This is a genomic window from Selenomonas sp. GACV-9, assembly GCA_900116485.1.
Lineage (GTDB): Bacteria > Bacillota > Negativicutes > Selenomonadales > Selenomonadaceae > Selenomonas_A > Selenomonas_A ruminantium_G.
Genome location: FPAX01000002.1, coordinates 185,105 through 205,060, shown reverse-complemented (window position 1 = coordinate 205,060; position 19,956 = coordinate 185,105). Strand labels below are relative to the sequence as shown.

Annotated in this window: 21 protein-coding genes; all 21 read left to right on the top strand. The window is 52.8% G+C overall.

Translation table 11 applies throughout. From position 1 onward, the window contains the following. Positions 1 to 5: 5 nt before the first annotated feature. The gene (locus tag BM322_RS04180) at positions 6 to 989 is read left to right on the top strand and encodes an endo alpha-1,4 polygalactosaminidase (RefSeq protein WP_177220814.1); all 984 of its coding nucleotides are present in this window, start codon (positions 6 to 8) and stop codon (positions 987 to 989) included. Positions 990 to 1,167: 178 nt separating this feature from the next. After that, positions 1,168 to 1,737: a flavodoxin family protein gene (locus tag BM322_RS04175; RefSeq protein WP_075428649.1), complete on the top strand. Its 570-nt coding sequence runs from the start codon at positions 1,168 to 1,170 to the stop codon at positions 1,735 to 1,737. A 278-nt stretch (positions 1,738 to 2,015) separates the two neighbouring features. After that, positions 2,016 to 3,434, top strand: a complete 1,419-nt coding sequence (locus BM322_RS04170; protein WP_075428648.1) for a GntP family permease — start codon at positions 2,016 to 2,018, stop codon at positions 3,432 to 3,434. A 142-nt stretch (positions 3,435 to 3,576) separates the two neighbouring features. After that, entirely contained in the window at positions 3,577 to 4,455 is an 879-nt protein-coding gene (locus BM322_RS04165) for a DMT family transporter (RefSeq protein WP_075428647.1), read from the top strand. A gap of 344 nt (positions 4,456 to 4,799) precedes the next feature. Further along, complete coding sequence (gene ftsZ, locus BM322_RS04160) at positions 4,800 to 5,942, top strand: cell division protein FtsZ (RefSeq protein WP_075428646.1); 1,143 nt, start codon at positions 4,800 to 4,802, stop codon at positions 5,940 to 5,942. A gap of 164 nt (positions 5,943 to 6,106) precedes the next feature. Then, entirely contained in the window at positions 6,107 to 6,823 is a 717-nt protein-coding gene (locus BM322_RS04155) for a ThiF family adenylyltransferase (protein ID WP_407047823.1), read from the top strand. Next, positions 6,820 to 7,785, top strand: coding sequence for an NAD(P)H-dependent glycerol-3-phosphate dehydrogenase (locus BM322_RS04150; protein WP_075428645.1), 966 nt, complete (start codon positions 6,820 to 6,822; stop codon positions 7,783 to 7,785). Before BM322_RS04155 ends, BM322_RS04150 begins: the two co-directional genes overlap by 4 nt. 200 nt (positions 7,786 to 7,985) lie before the next feature. Further along, positions 7,986 to 8,474, top strand: coding sequence for a CarD family transcriptional regulator (locus tag BM322_RS04145; protein ID WP_075428644.1), 489 nt, complete (start codon positions 7,986 to 7,988; stop codon positions 8,472 to 8,474). A 200-nt stretch (positions 8,475 to 8,674) separates the two neighbouring features. Further along, entirely contained in the window at positions 8,675 to 9,829 is a 1,155-nt protein-coding gene (locus BM322_RS04140; protein WP_075428643.1) for a PIN/TRAM domain-containing protein, read from the top strand. A 67-nt stretch (positions 9,830 to 9,896) separates the two neighbouring features. Beyond that, positions 9,897 to 10,865: a sugar-binding transcriptional regulator gene (locus tag BM322_RS04135; protein WP_075428701.1), complete on the top strand. Its 969-nt coding sequence runs from the start codon at positions 9,897 to 9,899 to the stop codon at positions 10,863 to 10,865. Positions 10,866 to 11,100: 235 nt separating this feature from the next. After that, on the top strand, positions 11,101 to 11,607 hold the full coding sequence (locus BM322_RS13775) for a transcriptional regulator GutM (protein WP_318254523.1): 507 nt from the start codon (positions 11,101 to 11,103) through the stop codon (positions 11,605 to 11,607). A gap of 23 nt (positions 11,608 to 11,630) precedes the next feature. Then, positions 11,631 to 12,632: a PTS glucitol/sorbitol transporter subunit IIB gene (locus BM322_RS04125; RefSeq protein ID WP_075428641.1), complete on the top strand. Its 1,002-nt coding sequence runs from the start codon at positions 11,631 to 11,633 to the stop codon at positions 12,630 to 12,632. A gap of 33 nt (positions 12,633 to 12,665) precedes the next feature. Next, positions 12,666 to 13,037, top strand: a complete 372-nt coding sequence (locus BM322_RS04120; protein ID WP_075428640.1) for a PTS glucitol/sorbitol transporter subunit IIA — start codon at positions 12,666 to 12,668, stop codon at positions 13,035 to 13,037. 106 nt (positions 13,038 to 13,143) lie between these two features. After that, positions 13,144 to 14,466 carry an NAD(P)H-dependent oxidoreductase gene (locus BM322_RS04115; RefSeq protein WP_075428639.1) on the top strand — a complete coding sequence of 441 codons (1,323 nt, stop codon included), beginning with the start codon at positions 13,144 to 13,146 and terminating at the stop codon, positions 14,464 to 14,466. Between the two features lie 123 nt (positions 14,467 to 14,589). After that, complete coding sequence (gene ispD / locus BM322_RS04110; RefSeq protein WP_075428638.1) at positions 14,590 to 15,342, top strand: 2-C-methyl-D-erythritol 4-phosphate cytidylyltransferase; 753 nt, start codon at positions 14,590 to 14,592, stop codon at positions 15,340 to 15,342. A 24-nt stretch (positions 15,343 to 15,366) separates the two neighbouring features. Next, positions 15,367 to 15,843, top strand: coding sequence for a 2-C-methyl-D-erythritol 2,4-cyclodiphosphate synthase (gene ispF / locus BM322_RS04105; protein ID WP_075428637.1), 477 nt, complete (start codon positions 15,367 to 15,369; stop codon positions 15,841 to 15,843). 33 nt (positions 15,844 to 15,876) lie between these two features. Next, positions 15,877 to 17,307 (top strand): cysteine--tRNA ligase, encoded by a 1,431-nt coding sequence (gene cysS / locus BM322_RS04100; protein ID WP_075428636.1) that lies wholly within the window; start codon positions 15,877 to 15,879, stop codon positions 17,305 to 17,307. Further along, positions 17,304 to 17,792, top strand: a complete 489-nt coding sequence (locus tag BM322_RS04095) for a Mini-ribonuclease 3 (protein WP_075428635.1) — start codon at positions 17,304 to 17,306, stop codon at positions 17,790 to 17,792. Before cysS ends, BM322_RS04095 begins: the two co-directional genes overlap by 4 nt. 4 nt (positions 17,793 to 17,796) lie before the next feature. Further along, complete coding sequence (gene thyX, locus BM322_RS04090) at positions 17,797 to 18,489, top strand: FAD-dependent thymidylate synthase (RefSeq protein WP_075428634.1); 693 nt, start codon at positions 17,797 to 17,799, stop codon at positions 18,487 to 18,489. Between the two features lie 2 nt (positions 18,490 to 18,491). Beyond that, the gene (gene rlmB / locus BM322_RS04085) at positions 18,492 to 19,373 is read left to right on the top strand and encodes a 23S rRNA (guanosine(2251)-2'-O)-methyltransferase RlmB (protein WP_082334370.1); all 882 of its coding nucleotides are present in this window, start codon (positions 18,492 to 18,494) and stop codon (positions 19,371 to 19,373) included. Beyond that, positions 19,370 to 19,906, top strand: coding sequence for an NYN domain-containing protein (locus BM322_RS04080; protein WP_143102172.1), 537 nt, complete (start codon positions 19,370 to 19,372; stop codon positions 19,904 to 19,906). Before rlmB ends, BM322_RS04080 begins: the two co-directional genes overlap by 4 nt. Positions 19,907 to 19,956 lie beyond the last annotated feature (50 nt).

The following is a 19,956-nucleotide window of genomic DNA, read 5'->3' as shown; positions in this document are numbered from 1 at the left end:
CAATGATGGATGGAAAGATAGGCTTGTTATTGCGCAGACTGGCCATAGGCGTCGGTCTGCTTACGTCATTTCCGGCCCTGGGGGTGGCGGCTGAACCTGTGGCCTATGATACTGCGATGGTTGACTTGCTGGGAAGCCTGCATGACTATGTGCAGGCAAGGCGTCCTGGCTTTGGCCTGCTGGCTAATGGCGGTGCGGCGCTGTATTTGCCCCATGATGGCAATACGCCCCAGAATGCCAGCAAGATGCTGCAGATTCTTGATGGGCAGCTCGTGGAGTCGGTGTTCTATGGCAGTGACCTGAAGGATGGCGAAGCGACAAAAAAGGAAACCAGCGATTACTATAAACTGGCCTTGCAGGTTCCGCTGCAGGCAGGATTGCCGGTTTTCAACATCGATTATGTATTGGATGCGGAGCAGCAGGCCGCAGCACAGCAAAAAAACAGCCAGTGTGGCTATATCAGCTGGGCGTCAACGCATCGCAAGCTTGACTATATCCCGCAGGAACCGCCAGCAGGAGTCAATGACCGCGACGTCCGGGCACTTCGTGATGTCCGCAATTTCCTGGTGCTGCTGAATCCTGGCCAATATGCGCGCGAAACGTATTTTGCCAAGCTTGAGCAGTCACCGTATGATCTGTTGATCCTCGACTTGTACTGCGAGGACCGTCCCTTGACGGCGGCAGAGGTGCAGCGGCTCCAGCATAAGCCGCAGGGCGGACGCCGGCTTGTCTATGCTTATATGAGCGTTGGCGAGGCCGAGACGTATCGCGCGTATTGGCGGCCGGAATGGCAGGCAAAGCGTCCGGACTGGATGGCTGAGGAGAACGAAGACTGGGGCAGCCATCGTGTCAAATACTGGCGGCCGGAGTGGCAGGCCATCCTCTATGGCAGTCCGTCTGCATATCTGGATACCATCATGCAGGCTGGTTTCGATGGAGCGTTCCTCGATGTTATCGATGTATATCAGTACTTTCGTGATAGGCGTTGATGCTGTCAGCACAAAAGCTGTGCTGACAGCTTTTTTTAGCAGGAAAAGGGCCAGACTGGTAGAAAGGGGCATTACCGTCCCAAAAGGCACAGAAGTCCTTGGCTGTAACAAAACTTACGGCTGTGTCAGAGCGTTTATGTTACAATGACTGTATCCAGATGAGACAGGGGGATGCAACATGACGAAATGGGCTGTGATATATTCGTCCGTGACGGGGAATACGCGGCAGATAGCAGAGGCGATTGCAGAAAAGGCCGGCGATGCCGATATCTTCCGCGTACAGGATGCGCCGCAGGATCTGGCGGTTTATGATGTGGTGGCCATTGGCTACTGGTTGCGGCTTGGCCAGCCAGATCCGTTGACACTCAAGTATTTGGCCGGTGTCAGAGGGGCGAAGGTGGTATTTTTCCAGACACATGGCACGTCGCCGACCAGTGAGCATGCGATTACCTCGTTTGCCCGTGCCGGCTATCATCTTGGCGAGGGGTGTGAGATACTCGGCACGTTTGGCTGCCAGGGCAAGATCAATCCGGCGATGCTGGAAAAGCGCAAGCATGCCGGTCCCGATGATCCGCATGGTGGGCCCAAGAGTGCTGAGCGTTGGAAACTGGCAGCATCCCATCCTGATGCGCAGGACATCGCCGATGCGCAGGATTTCGTTGAACGCATGGAGCATAAGCTGATCTTGCGCGAAAGATTCCTGGCGAAGAAGGCTGCAAAGCTGGCGGCTCTGCAGAAAAAGGAATAAGTGTTCAAACAGGTACAGCTGGGCAGGATTGCCTGGCTGTATTTTTTCTTGATAAATTTTCTGAATAAAAGGACAAATATAAATTTTTATTGACAATAAAAAATATTAATGGTAATATAATATTTGCAAACGAAACAGGGAATCTTAGCAAGCAGTCGGCAGATGTCGGCTGCTTTTCCTATGGAAAAAAAATCTATCATTCCTAATTGTTATCGTTTAGTGGTTTATATAGTTTTTTATTATTAAATCCTATTTACAGAGGGGAGTCTTTGGACGACATGGAGGCACTTTGTATAGCATTGGCATTGCTGGGGTTGATGTATTTTGCGTATCGGGGTTGGTCAATCATCTTGATCGCACCGTTCTTTGCGGGATTGGCAGCCTTGGCCAGCGTGTTCGACATCCTGCCGGTTTATAGCGAGCTTTACATGACGCGGTTGGCAGAATACGTCAAGACGTATTATCCGGTGTTCTTGTTTGGCGCGGTGTTCGCGCGGCTCATGGAAAAGGGTGGTCTGGCTTCGGCGGTGGCCGGCAAGATTGTCGACGTGCTTGGGGAAAAGCGGGCAATCCTGGCGGTATTGCTGGGCTGCGGTGCTTTGACCTACGGTGGTCTCAGCGTCTTCGTCGTCGCCTTCGTCATGTATCCGTTCGGTGCAGTTGTCTTCAAGAAAGCCGATATCCCGAAACGGCTGCTGCCGGCGGCTCTCTGGGTAGGTATCTTCTCTTTTGCGATGGTATCGCTGCCAGGTACGCCGCAGATCCAGAACATCATTCCTTCGTCGTATTTCCAGACGAGCACATGGGCGGCACCGGGAATCGGCGTCTTTGCCTCCTTGTTGTTCCTGCTGATTGGCTGGGGCTGGGTTGGTCATCGGGCCAAGGTGCTCAAGGCTGCTGGTGAGGGCTATGGCAATCATGTGGTCGATGGGCGCCGCAAACGCAATCCGAAAATCCATATTCCCTGGTATTGGGCTTTGTTGCCGCTGGTATTGGTCATCGTCATCAATGTCATCCTGTCGAATCCATTCGGCTGGGCGTGGGGATTCCATTGGAATGCTGACAGTCTGGAGACTCTGAAAGAACTGCACTTGTCGCTGCTGGCTACGCAGGTTGGCAAGGTATCGGCCATCTGGTCCATCAGCGTGGCTTTGATCATCAGCAGTGTCGTGGCTGCCTATATTGGCCGCAAGCGGTTCATGGTACTTGACGGTTTCCTGCCGCCTATCAATTATGCAGCGCTTTCCTCGGGCACGGCAGTGCTCAACGTTGCCTCGGGCTATGCGTTCGGCTGCGTCCTTACGGCAATGCCAGGGTTCCTGCCGGTCATCGATTGGCTCGTAGGAATCGCCGATTCCTTTGGCCCGCTGCTGTCGGCAGTCATCACGACGAACATCATGTGCGGCATCACGGGATCGGCATCGGGCGGCTTGACGATTGCCCTGTCGGCTCTCGGCGATCAGTGGGCTGCCATGGCCACGGCAGCTGGGATTCCGCTGGAGGTCCTGCACCGCATCGTGGCAATTGCCTCGGTCGGCATCGATCCGGTTCCACATTGCGGTGCCCTGGTTACGCTGCTGGCCATCTGCGGACTTACGCATAATGACTCGTACTATGATATTGCTGTGGTTATGGGCTTGAAATTCTTCGTGCCCTTCCTTTGCATCCTCTTCTATATGCTGACGGGGATCTGTTGACGGAAGGCTGGACAAAAGGCTGAGAACTGAGACAGAGTTTGTTTCGGTTCCCGGCCTTTTTTGCTGGCGGAAAATGGAAACAGATATTGAAAATGCCTGAGGGAATCCGTATAATGGAAACCATCACGAAAGGAGAGGTAGCATGCGGTTGAAAGGTTCGTTATTGCTCTTAGGTGCGGCGTTTATTTGGGGTACGACATTTGTGGCCCAGATGGTGGGCATGGATGGACTGGGGCCGTTTACCTATGCGATGGCGCGTTATTTCCTGGGCTTCGTATTCCTGTTGGCACTTTGGTTTGTGCTGCGTGGGCGGCGGGAACAGGAGAAACAGCGCGGCACGTATCATCCGGGTTGGCGGGCTGGCTTTGGCGCTGGTGCCATCATGTTTGTGGCTACCTCGTTGCAGCAGGTGGCGATGCTCTATACGACGGCTGGCAAGACAGCTTTCATCACGGCGTTATACATCATCCTGGTTCCGCTGGGGGCAGCGGTCCTCGGCAAGAAGATCTACGGTGAGAACTGGGCGGGGGCCGTGGCGGCCCTGGCAGGCCTTTATCTGCTGTCCATTCATGGAGCGGTGACGCTGAACTATGGCGATGGTCTGGTTTTCCTCAGCGCGTTTTTCTGGGCGGCCCAGATCCTGTTCATCGACCGCTATGCGGAGCGTGTGGATGCCATCGAGCTGTCGGTGGCCCAGATTTCCGTGTGCTGGCTCGGCAGTACGGTGGCGGCGCTGTGCTTTGAGAATATCAGCTGGAGCCCACTGGTGGCAGCCTGGTTTGCTATCTTCTATGGTGGCGTGATGTCCGGGGGCGTGGCCTTTACTCTGCAGATCTATGGGCAGAAGTATGCCGAGCCGGGGCCGGCAGCCATTATCATGAGTTTTGAGGCAGTCTTTGGCGTGGTAGCGAGCTGGCTGCTCCTGGGGGAGTTCATGAGCACTGTGCAGATTGCCGGTTGTGGTCTCATGCTGGCTGGCGTCCTTGTCACGCAGTCGCGGCTGATACTCAGGCGCCGCTGAATAGGGATTGCTATTTTCTGCCGACAAGTGTATAATCAGTTTAAACGGTTAACTTTCATTGCTAGATGCGAATATTATTGCTGGATGCGGAGTAAGGAAGTGTTTGGCGTGAAGCTTGACAGCTTGAAGATCGTTCTGGCTTGTTTAGCGGTATTCCTCTTCAGCTGAGTCCGTGGATAGGCTGGCGGAGAGGGGAGGCAGGGCTGCTTTTTGAGGCAGTCCTGCCTTTTTCGTATATCATGTATATGGTGTTGTCGCGGATATTTCTTGCAAATCAGGCAGGAATGGACAGGGTATATGGCGAATACATATAAAGATATGTTGAATTGAGAGGGGAATGTTCCATGACAGCAGATGAAACATCAATCATAAAACCGAAAGTCAAGATCAAGGTATTCGGCGTCGGTGGCGGCGGCAACAGCGTACTTATGCGCATGGGACAGCATAATGAATTAGAGATAGAGCTTATCGCCATCAATACGGATGCCAAACAGCTGCAGCTGGTGGAACAGTCAGGTGTTCGCTGCATCCAGATTGGAGAGTCACTGACGCGCGGCCGTGGTACTGGCGGCAATATCACAGTGGCTGAGCAAGCGGCCAAGGCCGAGGAAAACAAGATCAAGGACGCGCTCAATGGCGCTGATCTTGTCTTCATAACGGCTGGTATGGGTGGCGGCACCGGTACTGGTGCTGCGCCGGTGGTGGCGCGTCTGGCCAAAGAGATGGGCATCCTGTCTGTCGGCGTTGTGACGGTGCCGTTCTCTTTTGAGGGCAGCCGCAAGAAACACACTGCCATGGAAGGTATCGTCAAGATGCAGTCACAGATGGATGCTCTGATTGCCGTAGAGAATGACAATCTGATGAAGCTGCCGGAAAACCGCCGCATGACGCTGGTTACGGCCTTTGAGTGCGCCGATGAGGTCCTCAAGCAGGCCATCAACTGTGTAGCCGAGCTGATCCTCACGACAGGTGTCATCAATGTAGACTTTGCCGATGTTACGACGATTTTCCGTCAGAGTGACAGCAGTGATGCGCTGCTGGGCATCGGCAGCAGCAAGCGCAGCGCTGTGGATGCCGTCAAGGCGGCTGCTGAGAGCCCGCTCATCGACAAGGGGCTCAAGGGGGCACGCGGTGTCATCTTGAATCTGACTGGTGATCATACGCTTAGCCTTTACGATGTGGACGAGGCGACGCGCTATATCGTCGAACATGCAGATCCTGAGGTCAACATCATCCTCGGAACAGTGGTGGATGATTCGATGAATGGCAATGTCCAGGCGACAATCATCGCCACGGATTTTGCCGACAGTGTGGTTATGAAGTCGCCGACGGTCAAGGTACCTGAAAGCAAGGTACAGAAAGAGGCCTTTTCCCTTGATACGCCGTCCTTCATGAACAAGCCGCAGGAAAAACCGGCGTTCAAGCAGTCAGGAGCATTTGCCATTCCGGCCTTCAAGTTGACGGATGATTCCCAGGAGAAGAAATAACTGTGATGGTTCAAAAGGAACTGCAGGCATGTCTGCAGTTCCTTTTTCCGTCGCGAGCAGGTATAATGGATACAGGATTTTCAGTGACGAAACAGAAAGGAACAGATACATTGGGGAAATTAGGCAGATTCTCTCGTACGGAGCTCTTGCTGGGAGAAGCGGGAATGAAGAAACTGGCCGAGGCAACTGTAGCGGTGTTTGGCGTCGGCGGCGTTGGCTCGTTTGTGGCCGAGGGACTGGCACGCGCCGGTGTCGGACATCTGGTGCTGGTGGACAATGATTTGGTCTGCCTGACGAATATCAACCGTCAGATCCATGCTACCTCGAAAACGGTAGGCCAGCCGAAGACACAGGTCATGAAGGAACGCATCCTTGACATCAATCCGCAGGCTGTGGTGGATACGATCGAAGATTTTTACCTGCCGGAAAATGCCGATAAGTTTTTCCAGCAGCACTATGATTATGTGGTGGATGCCATCGATACGGTTACAGGCAAGATCAATCTGGTCCTGCAGTGCCGTGAACGGAATATTCCCATTATCTGCAGCATGGGGGCTGGCAACAAGCTTGACCCGACGAAGTTTGAGGTAGCGGATATCTATAAGACGAGCGTCGATCCGCTGGCCCGTGTGATGCGCAAGAAGATGAAGGAGCATCATGTGAAAAAACTCAAGGTGGTCTACTCGAAGGAAAAGCCGCTGACTGTAAGTCCTGGCGGCTGCGGGAAAAACTGTGTCTGCCCGCCGGGCAGTGCTAATAACTGCGCGGCCAAAAGGGCTGTACCGGGAAGTATCTCATTCGTCCCGTCGGTAGTAGGTCTTATCATTGCTGGTGAGGTCGTCCGTGACATCACCGGCGCGAAGGTGGAGGTGTCAGCATGAAGGTAACGGTTCTTGGCTGTGGCCGTTGGGGAACTTTCCATGCCTGGTATGCCAATCATATCGGTCATGATGTACTGCTTTGGGGCCGCAAAGGCTCCAAACACCTGCAGGAGCTGCGGGAAACGCGCAAGAATGAATATCTGGAGCTGCCGGAGTCAGTGGCCTTGACGGAAGATATCCGCGAGGCACTGGACTTTGCTGATACGATCGTGATTTCGATCAGCAGCCAGCAGTTACGCGGCTTTGCCGGCCAGCTGGCGGAGCTCGGTGTCCTGACGGGCAAGCGTTTCGTGCTTTGCATGAAGGGGTTGGAAATCGGCACGGGCAAGCGTTTGACAACGGTGTTCCGCGAGGCTGTGGGGTCGGAAGTTCCTGTGGCTGTATGGGTCGGTCCTGGCCATGTGCAGGACTTCACCCGCGGCATTCCGAACTGCATGGTCATTGCAGCGGCGGACATGCAATTGACGAAAGAACTTGTCGATGCCTTTTCGAGTCCGCTGATTCGGTTCTATTACGGGGAGGATCTGCTGGGAACTGAGATCGGTGCGGCGGCGAAGAATGTCATCGGCCTGGCGGCGGGCATGCTCGATGGCTTTGGCTATGGCAGCCTCAAGGGGGCGCTGATGGCGCGAGGTACCCGTGAGCTTTCGCGGCTTATCGAGAAGATGGGCGGCGACAAGATGACAGTGTATGGCCTGTCACATCTTGGCGACTATGAGGCGACCTTGTTTTCCCCCCATAGCAATAACCGCCGGTTTGGCGAGGATCTGATTACGGGCAAGCCGTTCAGCAAGCTGGCTGAAGGAGTCTATACGGTAGAGGCCTTGATGGCCCTGGCAGGTGAATACCATGCAGAGCTGCCGATTTGCGAGACCGTATATGAGATTGTCCATAACCATAAAGATCCGAAAGAACAATTGACGCAGCTGTTTATGCGCAGCACCAAATCGGAACAAGCATAAATCAGGAATGAACAAGGCCACTGGTGGCAGAGAGCCCCCGGTGGTCTTTATTTTATGACGAAAATCTCTTGACGATATCATAGATATGTGTTAAAATTTAAAATTTTAACTTTTGAAATAATGCGACAATCATGTTATAATGGAAAGGCAGGTAACGAAAAATTCCAACTTGAACTTGTGTGTTTTGAGGGGGTGTGTGTTTGCTGCAAATAGGAGATAAGGTAGTCTATCCGATGCATGGAGCCGGTGTGATTGCTGGAATTGAGAACTGTGAAGTTCTCGGTGAAGGGAAATCCTATTATGTTCTCCAGATGCCACTGGGCAATATGAAGGTGATGATTCCTACCGATAATGTGGATAATATCGGTCTTAGGGATGTCATCTCCGTAGCGAAGGTGGATGAGGTACGTGATGTACTGGAAGATAAGCCTGAACGGGAACTGGGGAGCTGGAACAAGCGCTTTCATGCCAATCTTGACCGGATGAAGAGCGGGGATATCTGCGATGTGGCCGCAGTAGCCCGCGATTTGATCCTGCGGGATCGGCAAAGGAAGATTTCTTCGGGAGAAAGGCGGTTGCTGGATCTGGCGAAACAAATCCTAGTCAGCGAACTCGTCTATGCCTGTGACAAAACACCGGCAGAAGTGGAAGGCTGGATGGAAGAGATCCTGTCACATAACCTGCACTGACAGGATGGTCACCGTCTAGCAGAGGAATTGCACATGAGCGGAGGTTGTTGCTTATGTACAATTCCTCTTTTTGTCATAAGAAGAGAAATTAAAATTTTTTGAGAATTCCTCGAGTCAGTTGACAGTGCGAGACAAAATTGTCTATACTGACTTTGTGACAAACTATAAAAAACACTATATCATGAAGGGAGGTGGACAAGATGCTGGATCGTGTATTGCGCTTTTTTATCACGTTGTTCATGGCAATTGCCGGCGCAGCACTGCTGAATCTGGCCACGCCACTGCTGACAAGCTTTATCAGCACGGAAATCCTCAAGGCGGACATGGGACTCTTCAAGTTGACCTTTGCCGGTCTCGTATGCATCCTTCTCGGTGCTGTGATTGGCGGCATCGTAGGCTTTATCCTGTCGGCATATTTCATCCGTCAGCTCAAGCGGTTTGCGGCCTGGGTGGAGGTACAGCTGAACAAGATGCCGATTCATGATGTCATTGCCGGCGTAGTGGGACTCTTTCTCGGACTCATAATTGCTAATCTATTGGGCTATGCCTTTTCCAAAATTCCCGTGGTCGGTGAGTACATCCCGGTGATTTTCAGTATTGTCTTTGGTTATCTGGGTATCACGCTGACAATCCGCAAGCGCAAGGATCTTGCGGGGCTGTTTGACTTCATCCAGAAGTTCATGAAGGCAGTGGCCAGGAATCCTGAAACCTCAGCTGCAGCCAAAGGCAAGCAGCCTGTGGCGCCTGAGGGTGGGCAGCAGGCCAACTATAAACTGCTGGATACCAGTGTCATCATCGATGGCCGAATTGCGGATATCTGTGATACGGGTTTCATTGAGGGAACCCTGCTGATTCCGGTATTCGTTCTGGAGGAATTGCAGCATATTGCCGATTCGTCTGATGCACTCAAACGCACCCGTGGTCGCCGGGGACTGGATATCCTGCAGCGCATCCGTCAGGGGACACGCTGCAAAGTAGAGGTCACGAATGTTGATTTCGATGATATCACTGAAGTCGATTCCAAGCTGGTACGGCTCGGCCAACAGGTCAGTGGCAAGATCATAACCAATGACTTCAACCTCAATAAAGTAGCTCAGCTGCGTGGTGTTGAAGTGCTCAATATCAACGAGTTGGCCAACGCCGTGAAACCGGTCGTCATCCCAGGTGAGACCATGGAGGTAACTCTGGTCAAATCGGGCAAGGAACAGGGCCAGGGAGTTGCTTATCTCGATGATGGAACGATGATTGTTGTCGAGGGTGGTCAACGGTTCATGAATGAGACGATTGCCGTGGAAGTCACATCGGCCTTGCAGACTGCTGCTGGCCGCATGATTTTTGCTAAACCGAAGAATTGACAGGCAGATGTTGAGAGGGAGGAACCGGGGGTTCCTCTCTTTGTTTATGGAGAGGCTGGACAAGCGAATGAAGAAATTGGTGGATGATAAGCGGTTGATTTTCAAGTGCTGCAGCCTGTATTATCTTGATGGCATGGGGCAGAAAGAGGTGGCCGATTCACTGGGAATATCCCGGCCGACAGTGTCCCGCCTGCTGCAGCTGGGCAAGGATACAGGCATCGTGAAGATCGAAGTCCTGAATCCGGACAACACGAACTATGGACAGATGGAGCGTGAACTGGAAAAGAAGTTTTCGCTGCAGGAGGTCATCATCGTCGACTCCATGCCATTGGAACAGGGGACGCGGAATATCAACTCGGAAATCGGCAGCGCCACCCTCGAATACTTGTCGCGCATCCTGAAGGATGATTACTTTGTCGGGGTGAGCATGGGACTTACGATCCAGAATATTGTCCGGTCAGAATACCGGCTGGAGAAATCCTGCAACTGCACGTTCGTGCCGCTGATAGGCGGCGTCAGCGACAGCCGCATGGATATCCATTCCAATTACCTGGCCAGGGAATTCGCTGAGCGTTTCGGCGGCAAGAGCGTCCAGTTCTTTGCGCCGGCATTGTTCTCGCGCAAGGACGTTCTTGAAGGGTTCATGGAGGAGCGCTCAAACCGGAAGGTAACGAATATGTACACGTCACTGGATGTGGTCCTCATGGGCATAGGTGTGCTGGATCCTGCGCACTCTACGTTGCTGCAGGAAGGCTATATTGACCAGTCCTTGATGCAGGAATTCCTCGGCAAGGGAGCTGTGGGGGATATCGCCTTGCGCTATTTCGATGCCGATGGCGGAGCTGAAAAATTCAGTGATTTCAACGAGCGCGTGGCGGGAATCTCGTTGCGGCGGCTGGCACAGGTACCGCGGCGCATCGGCGTGGCTTGTGGCAGGCACAAGATTGCGCCTGTCCTTGGTGCAATCCGTGGCCAGTATATCAATATATTGATCACTGATGCGGAATGTGCGGCGGGGCTTCTGGCGAGCCATTAAAAGAGCATATCGAAAAATTTATGATGCCATCAATGGATATTATGTTCATTGATGGCATTTGTTCATTATGAGAATAAATGTAAAAGTGAAATTCCCAGAATAATCATCACTTTTACAAATGTTCAGTATACATACCGTTGTAAAAGTATTTGTTTGATGCTATAATTTGAATTGTCAAAAGATAATAATAAACATAACAAAACTTAAACGATTATGAATGAAAAAGGAGGCAACGATGGATTTTAGTTTTGGACAACTGATGATGATCTTGTTTGCCTTGATGGTCATGCAGGTGATCGGCACACACTGGCAGGTCCGGGAATACCGTCGGGCCGTGCGGCGTCTGCATAAGCTTGGCAATCTGGGCATCGGTTCACGGCGGCGACGGCTGGGCCCCGGAAATGTGGTAATCATAGCCTGTGACAACGAAGGACGTATCACAGGGGGCGAGATGATGCAGGGCATGACAATCTTTGCCCATTTCCATGCCTTGAAGGATGTGGCCGGAAATGCGAATGTAAGCTTCCTGCATCCGGTAACGGGGCTTTTCCCCCATGCCAATGGCGGCGAGTTGTTTGTCTACATGGGCATTGCGGCAGGAATCACGACTTTGGGCCTGCCGTTAGGCGATCTGGCGGTCCGTTACTTCCTGGTGGGCCTTGTAGTCATCCTGCTGCGTGGCATTGTCACGGAGAAGATCTATTTCTACATGTGCGCCAAAGATGGCAAGAAACTGGACTGATTGACTGACGGGAGGGGAAAGACATGTATACTTCGATTACGATAAAAGCAGGTTCCGGAGGCTGGGGAGGCCCGCTTACACTGGTGCCGACGGAGCAGAAACATAAAGTGGTCAGTGTGACTGGTGGTGGCATCCATCCTGTGGCACAGAAGATTGCTGAGATGACCGGCGGCGAAGCTGTGGATGGTTTCACGACGGGCGTGCCGGATGAGGAAATCCTGATTGCCGTAGTGGATTGCGGCGGTACGGCCCGCTGTGGCGTATACCCGAAAAAGAAAGTATTCACGGCAAATGTCCTTCCAGTTGGCAAGACGGGCCCGCTGGCCCAGTTCATCACGGAGGACCTGTATGTATCGGCAGTAGATGAATCCTGCCTGAGCTTTGCCGACGAAGCGGCTGTAAGCCAGGCTGCTGCGGCAGCAGAAACGGCAGCCGTGGGAGCGCCGAAGACAAAAGAGCAGGCTAAGCGTGAGATTGCCGAAATGAATCAAGGCAAGGAAAAGAATTTTGTCACGCGCCTGGGTATTGCCATCGGCGGTGTGGTCAATAAATTCTATGCCGCTGGCCGCGAGACGGTCGATATCACGATAAAGAGCATCATTCCGTTCATGGCTTTTGTCAGCATGATCCTTGGTATCATCAGCGCATCGGGAATCGGTAACGTCATCGCCAATACGATTTCGCCGATTGCCAGTACGCTGCCAGGCATGCTGGTCATATCGCTGGTCTGCGCGATTCCGTTCATTTCGCCAGTGCTCGGACCAGGCGCGGTCATTGCGCAGGTTGTAGGTACCCTTCTGGGCGCTCAGATCGGTATGGGCAATATCCCGCCACAGTATGCATTGCCGGCCCTGTTTGCCATCAATGCGCAGGTCGGTGCCGACTTTGTACCGGTTGGCCTGAGCCTTGGTGAGGCAGATCCGGAGACGATTGAGCTCGGTGTTCCGGCAGTCCTGTATTCCCGCGTCATTACCGGCCCTGCAGCTGTCCTGATCGCGTATGCTGCCAGCATTGGCTTGTATTGATGGAGAGGGCTGCAGCTGGAGGTGGGGAATGTGATGAAGTATTACAGTGAAATAACCGGTTGGGGAAAGGATGCCCTGTTCTTCTTGGAGGATAGCGAGGCGAATTTCATCATTATCTTTAATGATACTGCTCCGCCGGAATTGGCAGAGATATCGGTGCTGCATACCCAGTCGAAACTTTTTCTGCCTCCGAAGGTTGACGATGTGCTGATAATCGGTGAGAAGGCATTTACCATCACGGCTGTAGGCGAGGAAGCAATCCATACCTTGGCCGAGCTGGGACATTGCACCTTGTGTTTCAAGGGGGAAGCTGAGCCGGATCGTCCTGGCTGCATCATGGTGCAGGGAGATCAGCCATTGTTGGAATCCGATATAAAAGTGGGAACGACCATCGAAATTCATTGAGATGGCTGCGATAAGCATAATGGATTCTCACACATGAATAGCTGAATATCAAAGTATATAATAAATTGTTTATTGCCTGGAAGCAGGCAGGGAAGGAGTATTCCTCATGCTGAACATGGATATGAAACTGGCAAAACGTGATGAAGAAGGCAAGATCATTCGCACTGGCATCGTCGGTGCTGGTCAGATGGGACGCGGCATGGTCACGCAGATGGTCTTGATGAAAGGCATCATGCCGGCAATCGTTTCGGATATCAAGATGGAAAACGTGATCAATGCGTTCCATTATGCAGGCATCAAGGATGAGGATATCGCGGTTGCCAAGACGCTCGAAGATGCCAACAAGTACATGGAGATGGGCAAATATGTTGCCACGGATAATTCCGATATCATTGCTCAGGCCAATCTGGTGGAATGTGCCATCGATGTGACAGGTGTGCCAGAAGTCGGTGTCAAGATTGCCACGGATGCCATGAAGAATCATAAACATGTCGTCATGATGGATGTGGAGACGGATGTCGTCATTGGCTCCTATCTCAAGAAATTAGGCGATGAGAATGGTGTCATCTATACGGGCTCGGCCGGTGATGAGCCGGGGGCTGTCATGGAGCTCTACTCGTTTGCTAAGGCTATGGGCATGCAGGTCAAGGTCATGGGCAAGGGCAAGAACAACAAGCTGGACTATGACTGCAATCCCGATACGGTGCTTGAGGAGGCTACCCGCCGCAAGATGAGCCCGCGCATGTTGTGTTCCTTCAAGGATGGCACGAAGACGATGGTGGAGATGACGGCCATGTCGAATGCGACGGGGCTGATTCCCGATGTGATTGGCGGTCATGGACCGGCAGCATCGCCGGCTGACCGGTGCAAGGAACTCAACGAGATCTTCAAGCTAAAGAAAGACGGCGGTATCCTCAACAAGCATGGTGTCGTGGAGTATGTCAATGGCATTGCGCCGGGCGTGTTTGTGACTGTTGCTACGGAGAATGAGGAAATCGCTTATCAGATGCAGTATCATTCGATGGGGCCAGGCCCGCTTTGGACCCTCTATCGTCCGTATCATCTCTGCAACCTCGAGACGCCGCTTACCGTGGCAAAGGCTATCATCGATCATGAGCCGACGATCATCCCGCTGGCAGGGTCGGTCAGTGAGTGCATCACCGTGGCCAAACGTGACCTCAAAGCCGGTGAGTATATCGATGGCATCGGCGGCTATACGACCTATGGCTCGATTGCTACGGCGGAAGAGACCTATGCGAAGGGCTATGTCGTCTATGGCCTTATCAACAAGAAGACGCGCATGCTCAAAGATGCCAAGAAAGGCCAGCTGCTGACGCTGGATATGGTCGAGCTTGACACGTCGACGCAGCTTTATCAGACGCGCAAGCTGCAGGATCAGATGTATAACAATGGTTATGCGCTCAAATGAGCTTGTAGGGCCAATCTCATAATCCCCTGGGAAAATCCAGTCGCTGTCTTGGGCTGGGTTTTCTTTTTTTTCGCTTTTGTAGTATGATATAAAAGATAAATAAACTGGGAGGATTATGTGATTATGGTAACAGCAGTTTTTCCTGCTGCCGGACAGGGGCGGCGCATGAATGTCGGCATGAATAAGGTCTTTTTGGAACTGGCCGGCAAGCCAATCCTGGTGCATACGCTGCTGCGTTTTTCATCATCGGCAGAGATTGACAATCTGGTGGTTGTGGTGGCGGAGGAAGAAGTCTCGTTTATCCGCAAGCTGCTGAGCCATGTCCCGGGATTGAAGCCGTTCCAGGTGGTAGCTGGCAGCACCGAGCGTCAGTATTCGATTGCCAACGGTCTGGCTGTGGTTCCGGAAGAATCTGATATCGTGCTGGTACATGATGCAGCACGGCCGCTTACGAGCGTAGCGACGATTGATGGCGTGGTCAAGGCTGCACGGGAAATCGGTGGAGCGGTAGCGGCAGTACCGGCTAAGAGCACCATCAAGCTGGTGGATGACAATGGCGTAGTGGTCAAGACACCGCCGCGCGACAAGGTTTGGGAGGTGCAGACGCCGCAGGGATTCCGCAAGGATCTGCTGCTTGAGGCCTATCGGAAGGCGAAGGAAGATGGTTTCCTCGGAACGGATGATTCGAGTCTGGTCGAGCGCCTAGAGGTGCCAGTCAAGGTAGTGGCCAGTGACTATAAGAATATCAAAGTCACGACCCCGGAAGACCTCTTGATCGCTGAGATGTTCCTGAAGGATGAGGCTGACGGGCTGCGCAATATGGTGAAGAGCACGCTCAAGAAGACGAAGGACAGAATGAAGAAACATTTGCAATAATTAATTAGGAAAGAAGGCGTTATCATGACTAGATTTGGAATGGGTTACGATGTGCATCGCCTGGTTGAGGGCCGCAAATTGATCATCGGCGGAGTCGAGATCCCGCATACGCTTGGGCTGTTGGGCCATTCGGATGCGGATGTCCTGCTGCACGCGATTTCGGATGCTTTGCTGGGCGCAGCGGCACTGGGAGATATCGGCCGCCATTTCCCCGATACCGACCCGCGCTTTAAAGGGGCGGACAGCCTCAAGCTCCTGGGACATGTCATGGAGCTGCTGCGCGAGAAAGGGTACAAGGTCGGCAATGTCGATGCGACCATCGTGGCGCAAAAACCGAAGATGAAGGATTTCATCCCGCAGATGAATGAGAATATTGCCCGCGTTCTCGGCGTGGAGCCCGATCAGGTCAATGTCAAGGCAACGACTGAGGAGAAATTAGGTTTTACCGGTACGGAACAGGGCATTTCGGCTTATGCCGTCGCAGGCATCGAAAAAGGCTGAATCTGCTCAGAGATACATTGGAGGAAAAAACGAATGCTGAAAGTCTATAATACCATGTCACGCAGCAAGGAAGAATTCAAGCCGTTGAAGGACGGTGAGGTAAGCATCTACTGCTGCGGTGTTACCCCCTATAATCATCCGCACATCGGCAATGCCCGTCCGTTCGTGACCTGGGATGTTATCCGCCGCTATTTTGCGAAGAAGGGCTATAAGGTACATTACATCCAGAACTTCACGGATGTTGACGATAAGATCATCAATACGGCTAATAAAGAGGGCCTGCAGTGGAACGATATTTCGGGCCGCTATATCAAGGCGTATTTTGAGGCTATGGATGCGCTCAACGTCAAGCGCGCTGATGTCTATCCGCGCGTCAGCGAGACGATTCCCGATATCATAGATATGGTGCAGACGTTGATTGACAAGGGCTATGCCTATGCCGTGGAGAATGGCGATGTATTCTACAGTGTGGAGAAGTTCGCAGGTTATGGCAAGCTCAGCGGCCGCAAGCTAGAGGACATGCAGGCTGGAGCTCGCATCGAGGTGGATACGCGCAAGCAGCATCCGATGGATTTTGCGCTCTGGAAATCGGCCAAGCCGGGTGAGCCGAGCTGGGACAGCCCTTGGGGCAAGGGGCGCCCAGGCTGGCATATCGAGTGCTCGACGATGTCGCTTAAATATCTTGGCAAGAAGTTTGATTTCCATGGTGGCGGCAGCGATCTGATTTTCCCGCATCATGAAAACGAGATTGCCCAGTCCCAGGCCTGCATCGGCGATGACCACAGCTTTGCCCAGTACTGGCTCCACAATGGGTTCATCACGATCCACAATGAGAAGATGTCCAAGTCAAAGAACAACTTCTTCACGGTCAAGGATATCCTGCAGGAGTATCCCGGTGAGGTCGTGCGTTTCTTCATCCTGCAGACCCATTACCGCAGCCCCCTTGACTTCAGCGACGAGCGCCTCAAGGAGGCCCAGACGAGCCTTTCTCGTCTGCAGCAGTCCAAGTCCTTCATGGACGAGCTGCTCAAGAAGGAAGGCAGCGCGGATACGGCTAAGGATTTGACTGCCAAGGCAGAGGAATACCGCCAGAACTTCTATGAAGCCATGGATGATGATTTCAATACGGCACTGGCTATCAGCCAGCTGTTTGGCCTGTCGAAGGATATCAACATCTATTATCAGGATGTCATGAATAAGGGGATAGAATACGACGCCGCAGGCTTTGGCCGTGTCAGCGAGATCTACAAGGAAATGGCTGCCATCATCGGCATCTTTGAGCAGGAAGAAGCGGTTGCAGACGATGGCCTTACGGATAAGCTCATGGAGCTGATCATCAGTATCCGCCAGGATGCCCGTAAAGAGAAGAATTGGGCTTTGGCGGATAAGATCCGTGATGAACTCAAAGAGGCGGGCATCGTTATCGAGGATACGCCAAATGGCGCACGGTGGAAGAAAGCATGAAGTTTGAACATTTTCAGAAACTCGTCGATATGATGTTTGAGCCAGACGGGCAGGATGGGGTACTCCAGCGTTACAAGGACATTGATGTCAGGCAGCTCAATCCATTGGTGCTGGCCTATGTCGGCGATGCCTATTTCCATCTGTATGTGCGCACGCGCCTGCTCTCCTATGAGCAGTGCAAGGTGCAGGCTCTGCATTCATTCAGTGCGCAGATCGTTTCAGCTGTCTGGCAGGCCAAGGCCTATCAGGGAATCGAAACCATGCTGACAGAGGAGGAAAAGGCAATCTATCGCCGCGGCCGCAATGCCAAGAGCCATGCGCCGCGCAGTGCCAGCGTAGCTGAGTACCATGCGAGTACAGGTTTTGAGGCACTGCTGGGCAGTCTCTATCTGTCGGAGCAGAATGAGCGGCTCTATGAGTTAGCTGAGGCCTCGTTCCAGATTATCTCGAAAGCCATGATGAAGGAAATAAGGAGCAAGAAATAAGTTTATGATAAAGGTCAAGTTGTTGGAATATACGCCGAATCCGGAGCACGTGGTGGCTATGGCTGCCCGTCTCTGCTATTCGTCAGCCGGTGCGGAGGAACTGGCTGAAAAGATCAGCGATGACAAGGCGAAGGAAATGGTGCGTAAGATGGTGACGCTGGGCCATGGCTCGACGATTGAGCATGTCACCTTCACGTTCGGCATTGAGGGGGTCAGCCGTGTACTCACGCATCAGCTCGTCCGCCATCGCATCGCGTCCTACGATCAGCAGTCGCAGCGCTATGTTGCCGCGCATGGATTTGAGTACATCACGCCGCCGACGATTGCAGAAAGACCAGAGGCCAAGGCCAAATATGAGGCGCTGCTGGCGAAAATCCGCGAGACGTATGACGAGCTTACGGAAATGGGCGTGCCCAAAGAGGATGCACGGTATGTGCTGGCCAATGCCACGGAGACGAAGATTCTCGTGACGATGAATGCGCGTTCGCTGCTGCATTTCTTCAATCTGCGCTGCTGCAACCGTGCCCAGTGGGAAATCCGTGAAATGGCCTATAAGATGCTGGCTGAGGTCAAGAAGGTGGCACCGACGCTCTTCCACAATGCTGGTGCCAGCTGCGTCAATACGGGTCGCTGCCCGGAAGGGGCTATGACCTGCGGCAAGTTCCAGGAGATGCTGAAACTTCGGGAGAATGATTGAGCATGAGAGAATTTAGCGATAAAAAGAAAAAGCCGTTCCGCAACGGCAAGAATCGTCAGGAACATGCGGAAAAACGCGAGGGCGGCAAACGCCGCGAGCCGCGTGAACGCCGGGATAATCCGGCTGTAGAGCGGGAATTGCCTGAGGATGTACTGATTGGCCGCAATGCAGTAACCGAGGCGCTGCGTGCCGGTCGTGGCATCAATAAGCTCTTGCTGGCCGAGGGCGATAAGGAAGGGTCCGTCAGCGAAATCGTTGCGCTGGCCAAAGAGCGTGGCATTGTCACCCAGTTCGTCGAGCGCAGCAAGATCGAGGCTGTGGCAGGCGGTCTGCGCCATCAGGGTGTACTGGCTTATGTGGCCCCCGTCGCCTATGCTGAGCTGGAGGATATCTTGAAAGCGGCAGCGGAGAAGGGCGAAGCGCCGTTCCTGCTGCTGCTCGATGAGCTGGAGGATCCCCATAACCTGGGGGCACTATTGCGCACCGCCGATGCGACTGGCGTCCACGGTGTGCTGATACCGAAACGCCGCAGCGTACCTCTGACAGCTACTGTAGCCAAGACATCGGCTGGCGCTATCGAGTATGTTCCGGTGGCGCGCATCGGCAATATTGCCCAGACACTCAAGAAACTCAAGGAGCAGGGATTCTGGGTAGCCGGAGCTGATATGGATGGCAGCCAGAATTATTATGAGGCCGATCTGACGGGACCGCTGGTTCTGGTAGTTGGTAGTGAAGGTCGTGGCATGAGCCGTCTGACCAAGGAACAGTGCGATTTCATCGTACAGATGCCGATGGTCGGGAAAATCAATTCACTCAACGCCTCTGTAGCGGGCTCTATTCTCATGTATGAGTCCATGCGGCAGCGTTTGCTGAAGAAAGGCTGACTATGAGCAGGAAGAGAGAGTACTATATTATTGATGGCTATAATGTCATCAATTCCTGGCCTGAACTTATCCGCCTGCGTGCCGATCTATCCGAGGCCAGGGACCAGCTGGTTCACCAGCTGGCCGAATATGGAGCATATGAAAAGATTGATATCACGATCGTGTTTGATGCGATGTTCACGGATGATGAGGAACATCGGGAAAAAGTCAACGACCATATGGAGCTGATCTATACCGGCGAGGGGGAGACCGCTGACAGTTGCATTGAGCGATTGGCTTATGACATGGTTCGCTGCGGCCGGGAAGTTCATGTCGTGACTTCTGATAGTGCTGAGCAGAGTGTGATTCTTGGTGCTGGTGCATTCCGTATTCCTTCGTCGGAATTTCGGAAGTTTGTACGACGAACTAAGAAAACATTGCAGAAAGAGTATCTGGGGCATGTGACCTTGCCTGTCACTCGCTTGGAGGTTGAGGATAGGCTGGACCACGAAACAGTCAAGAAACTGGATGAAATGCGCAAATCCCATCAATAATTGATTAAATTTTGTATTTCGAACTGAAAAATAATCCGATAGGGGAGAAA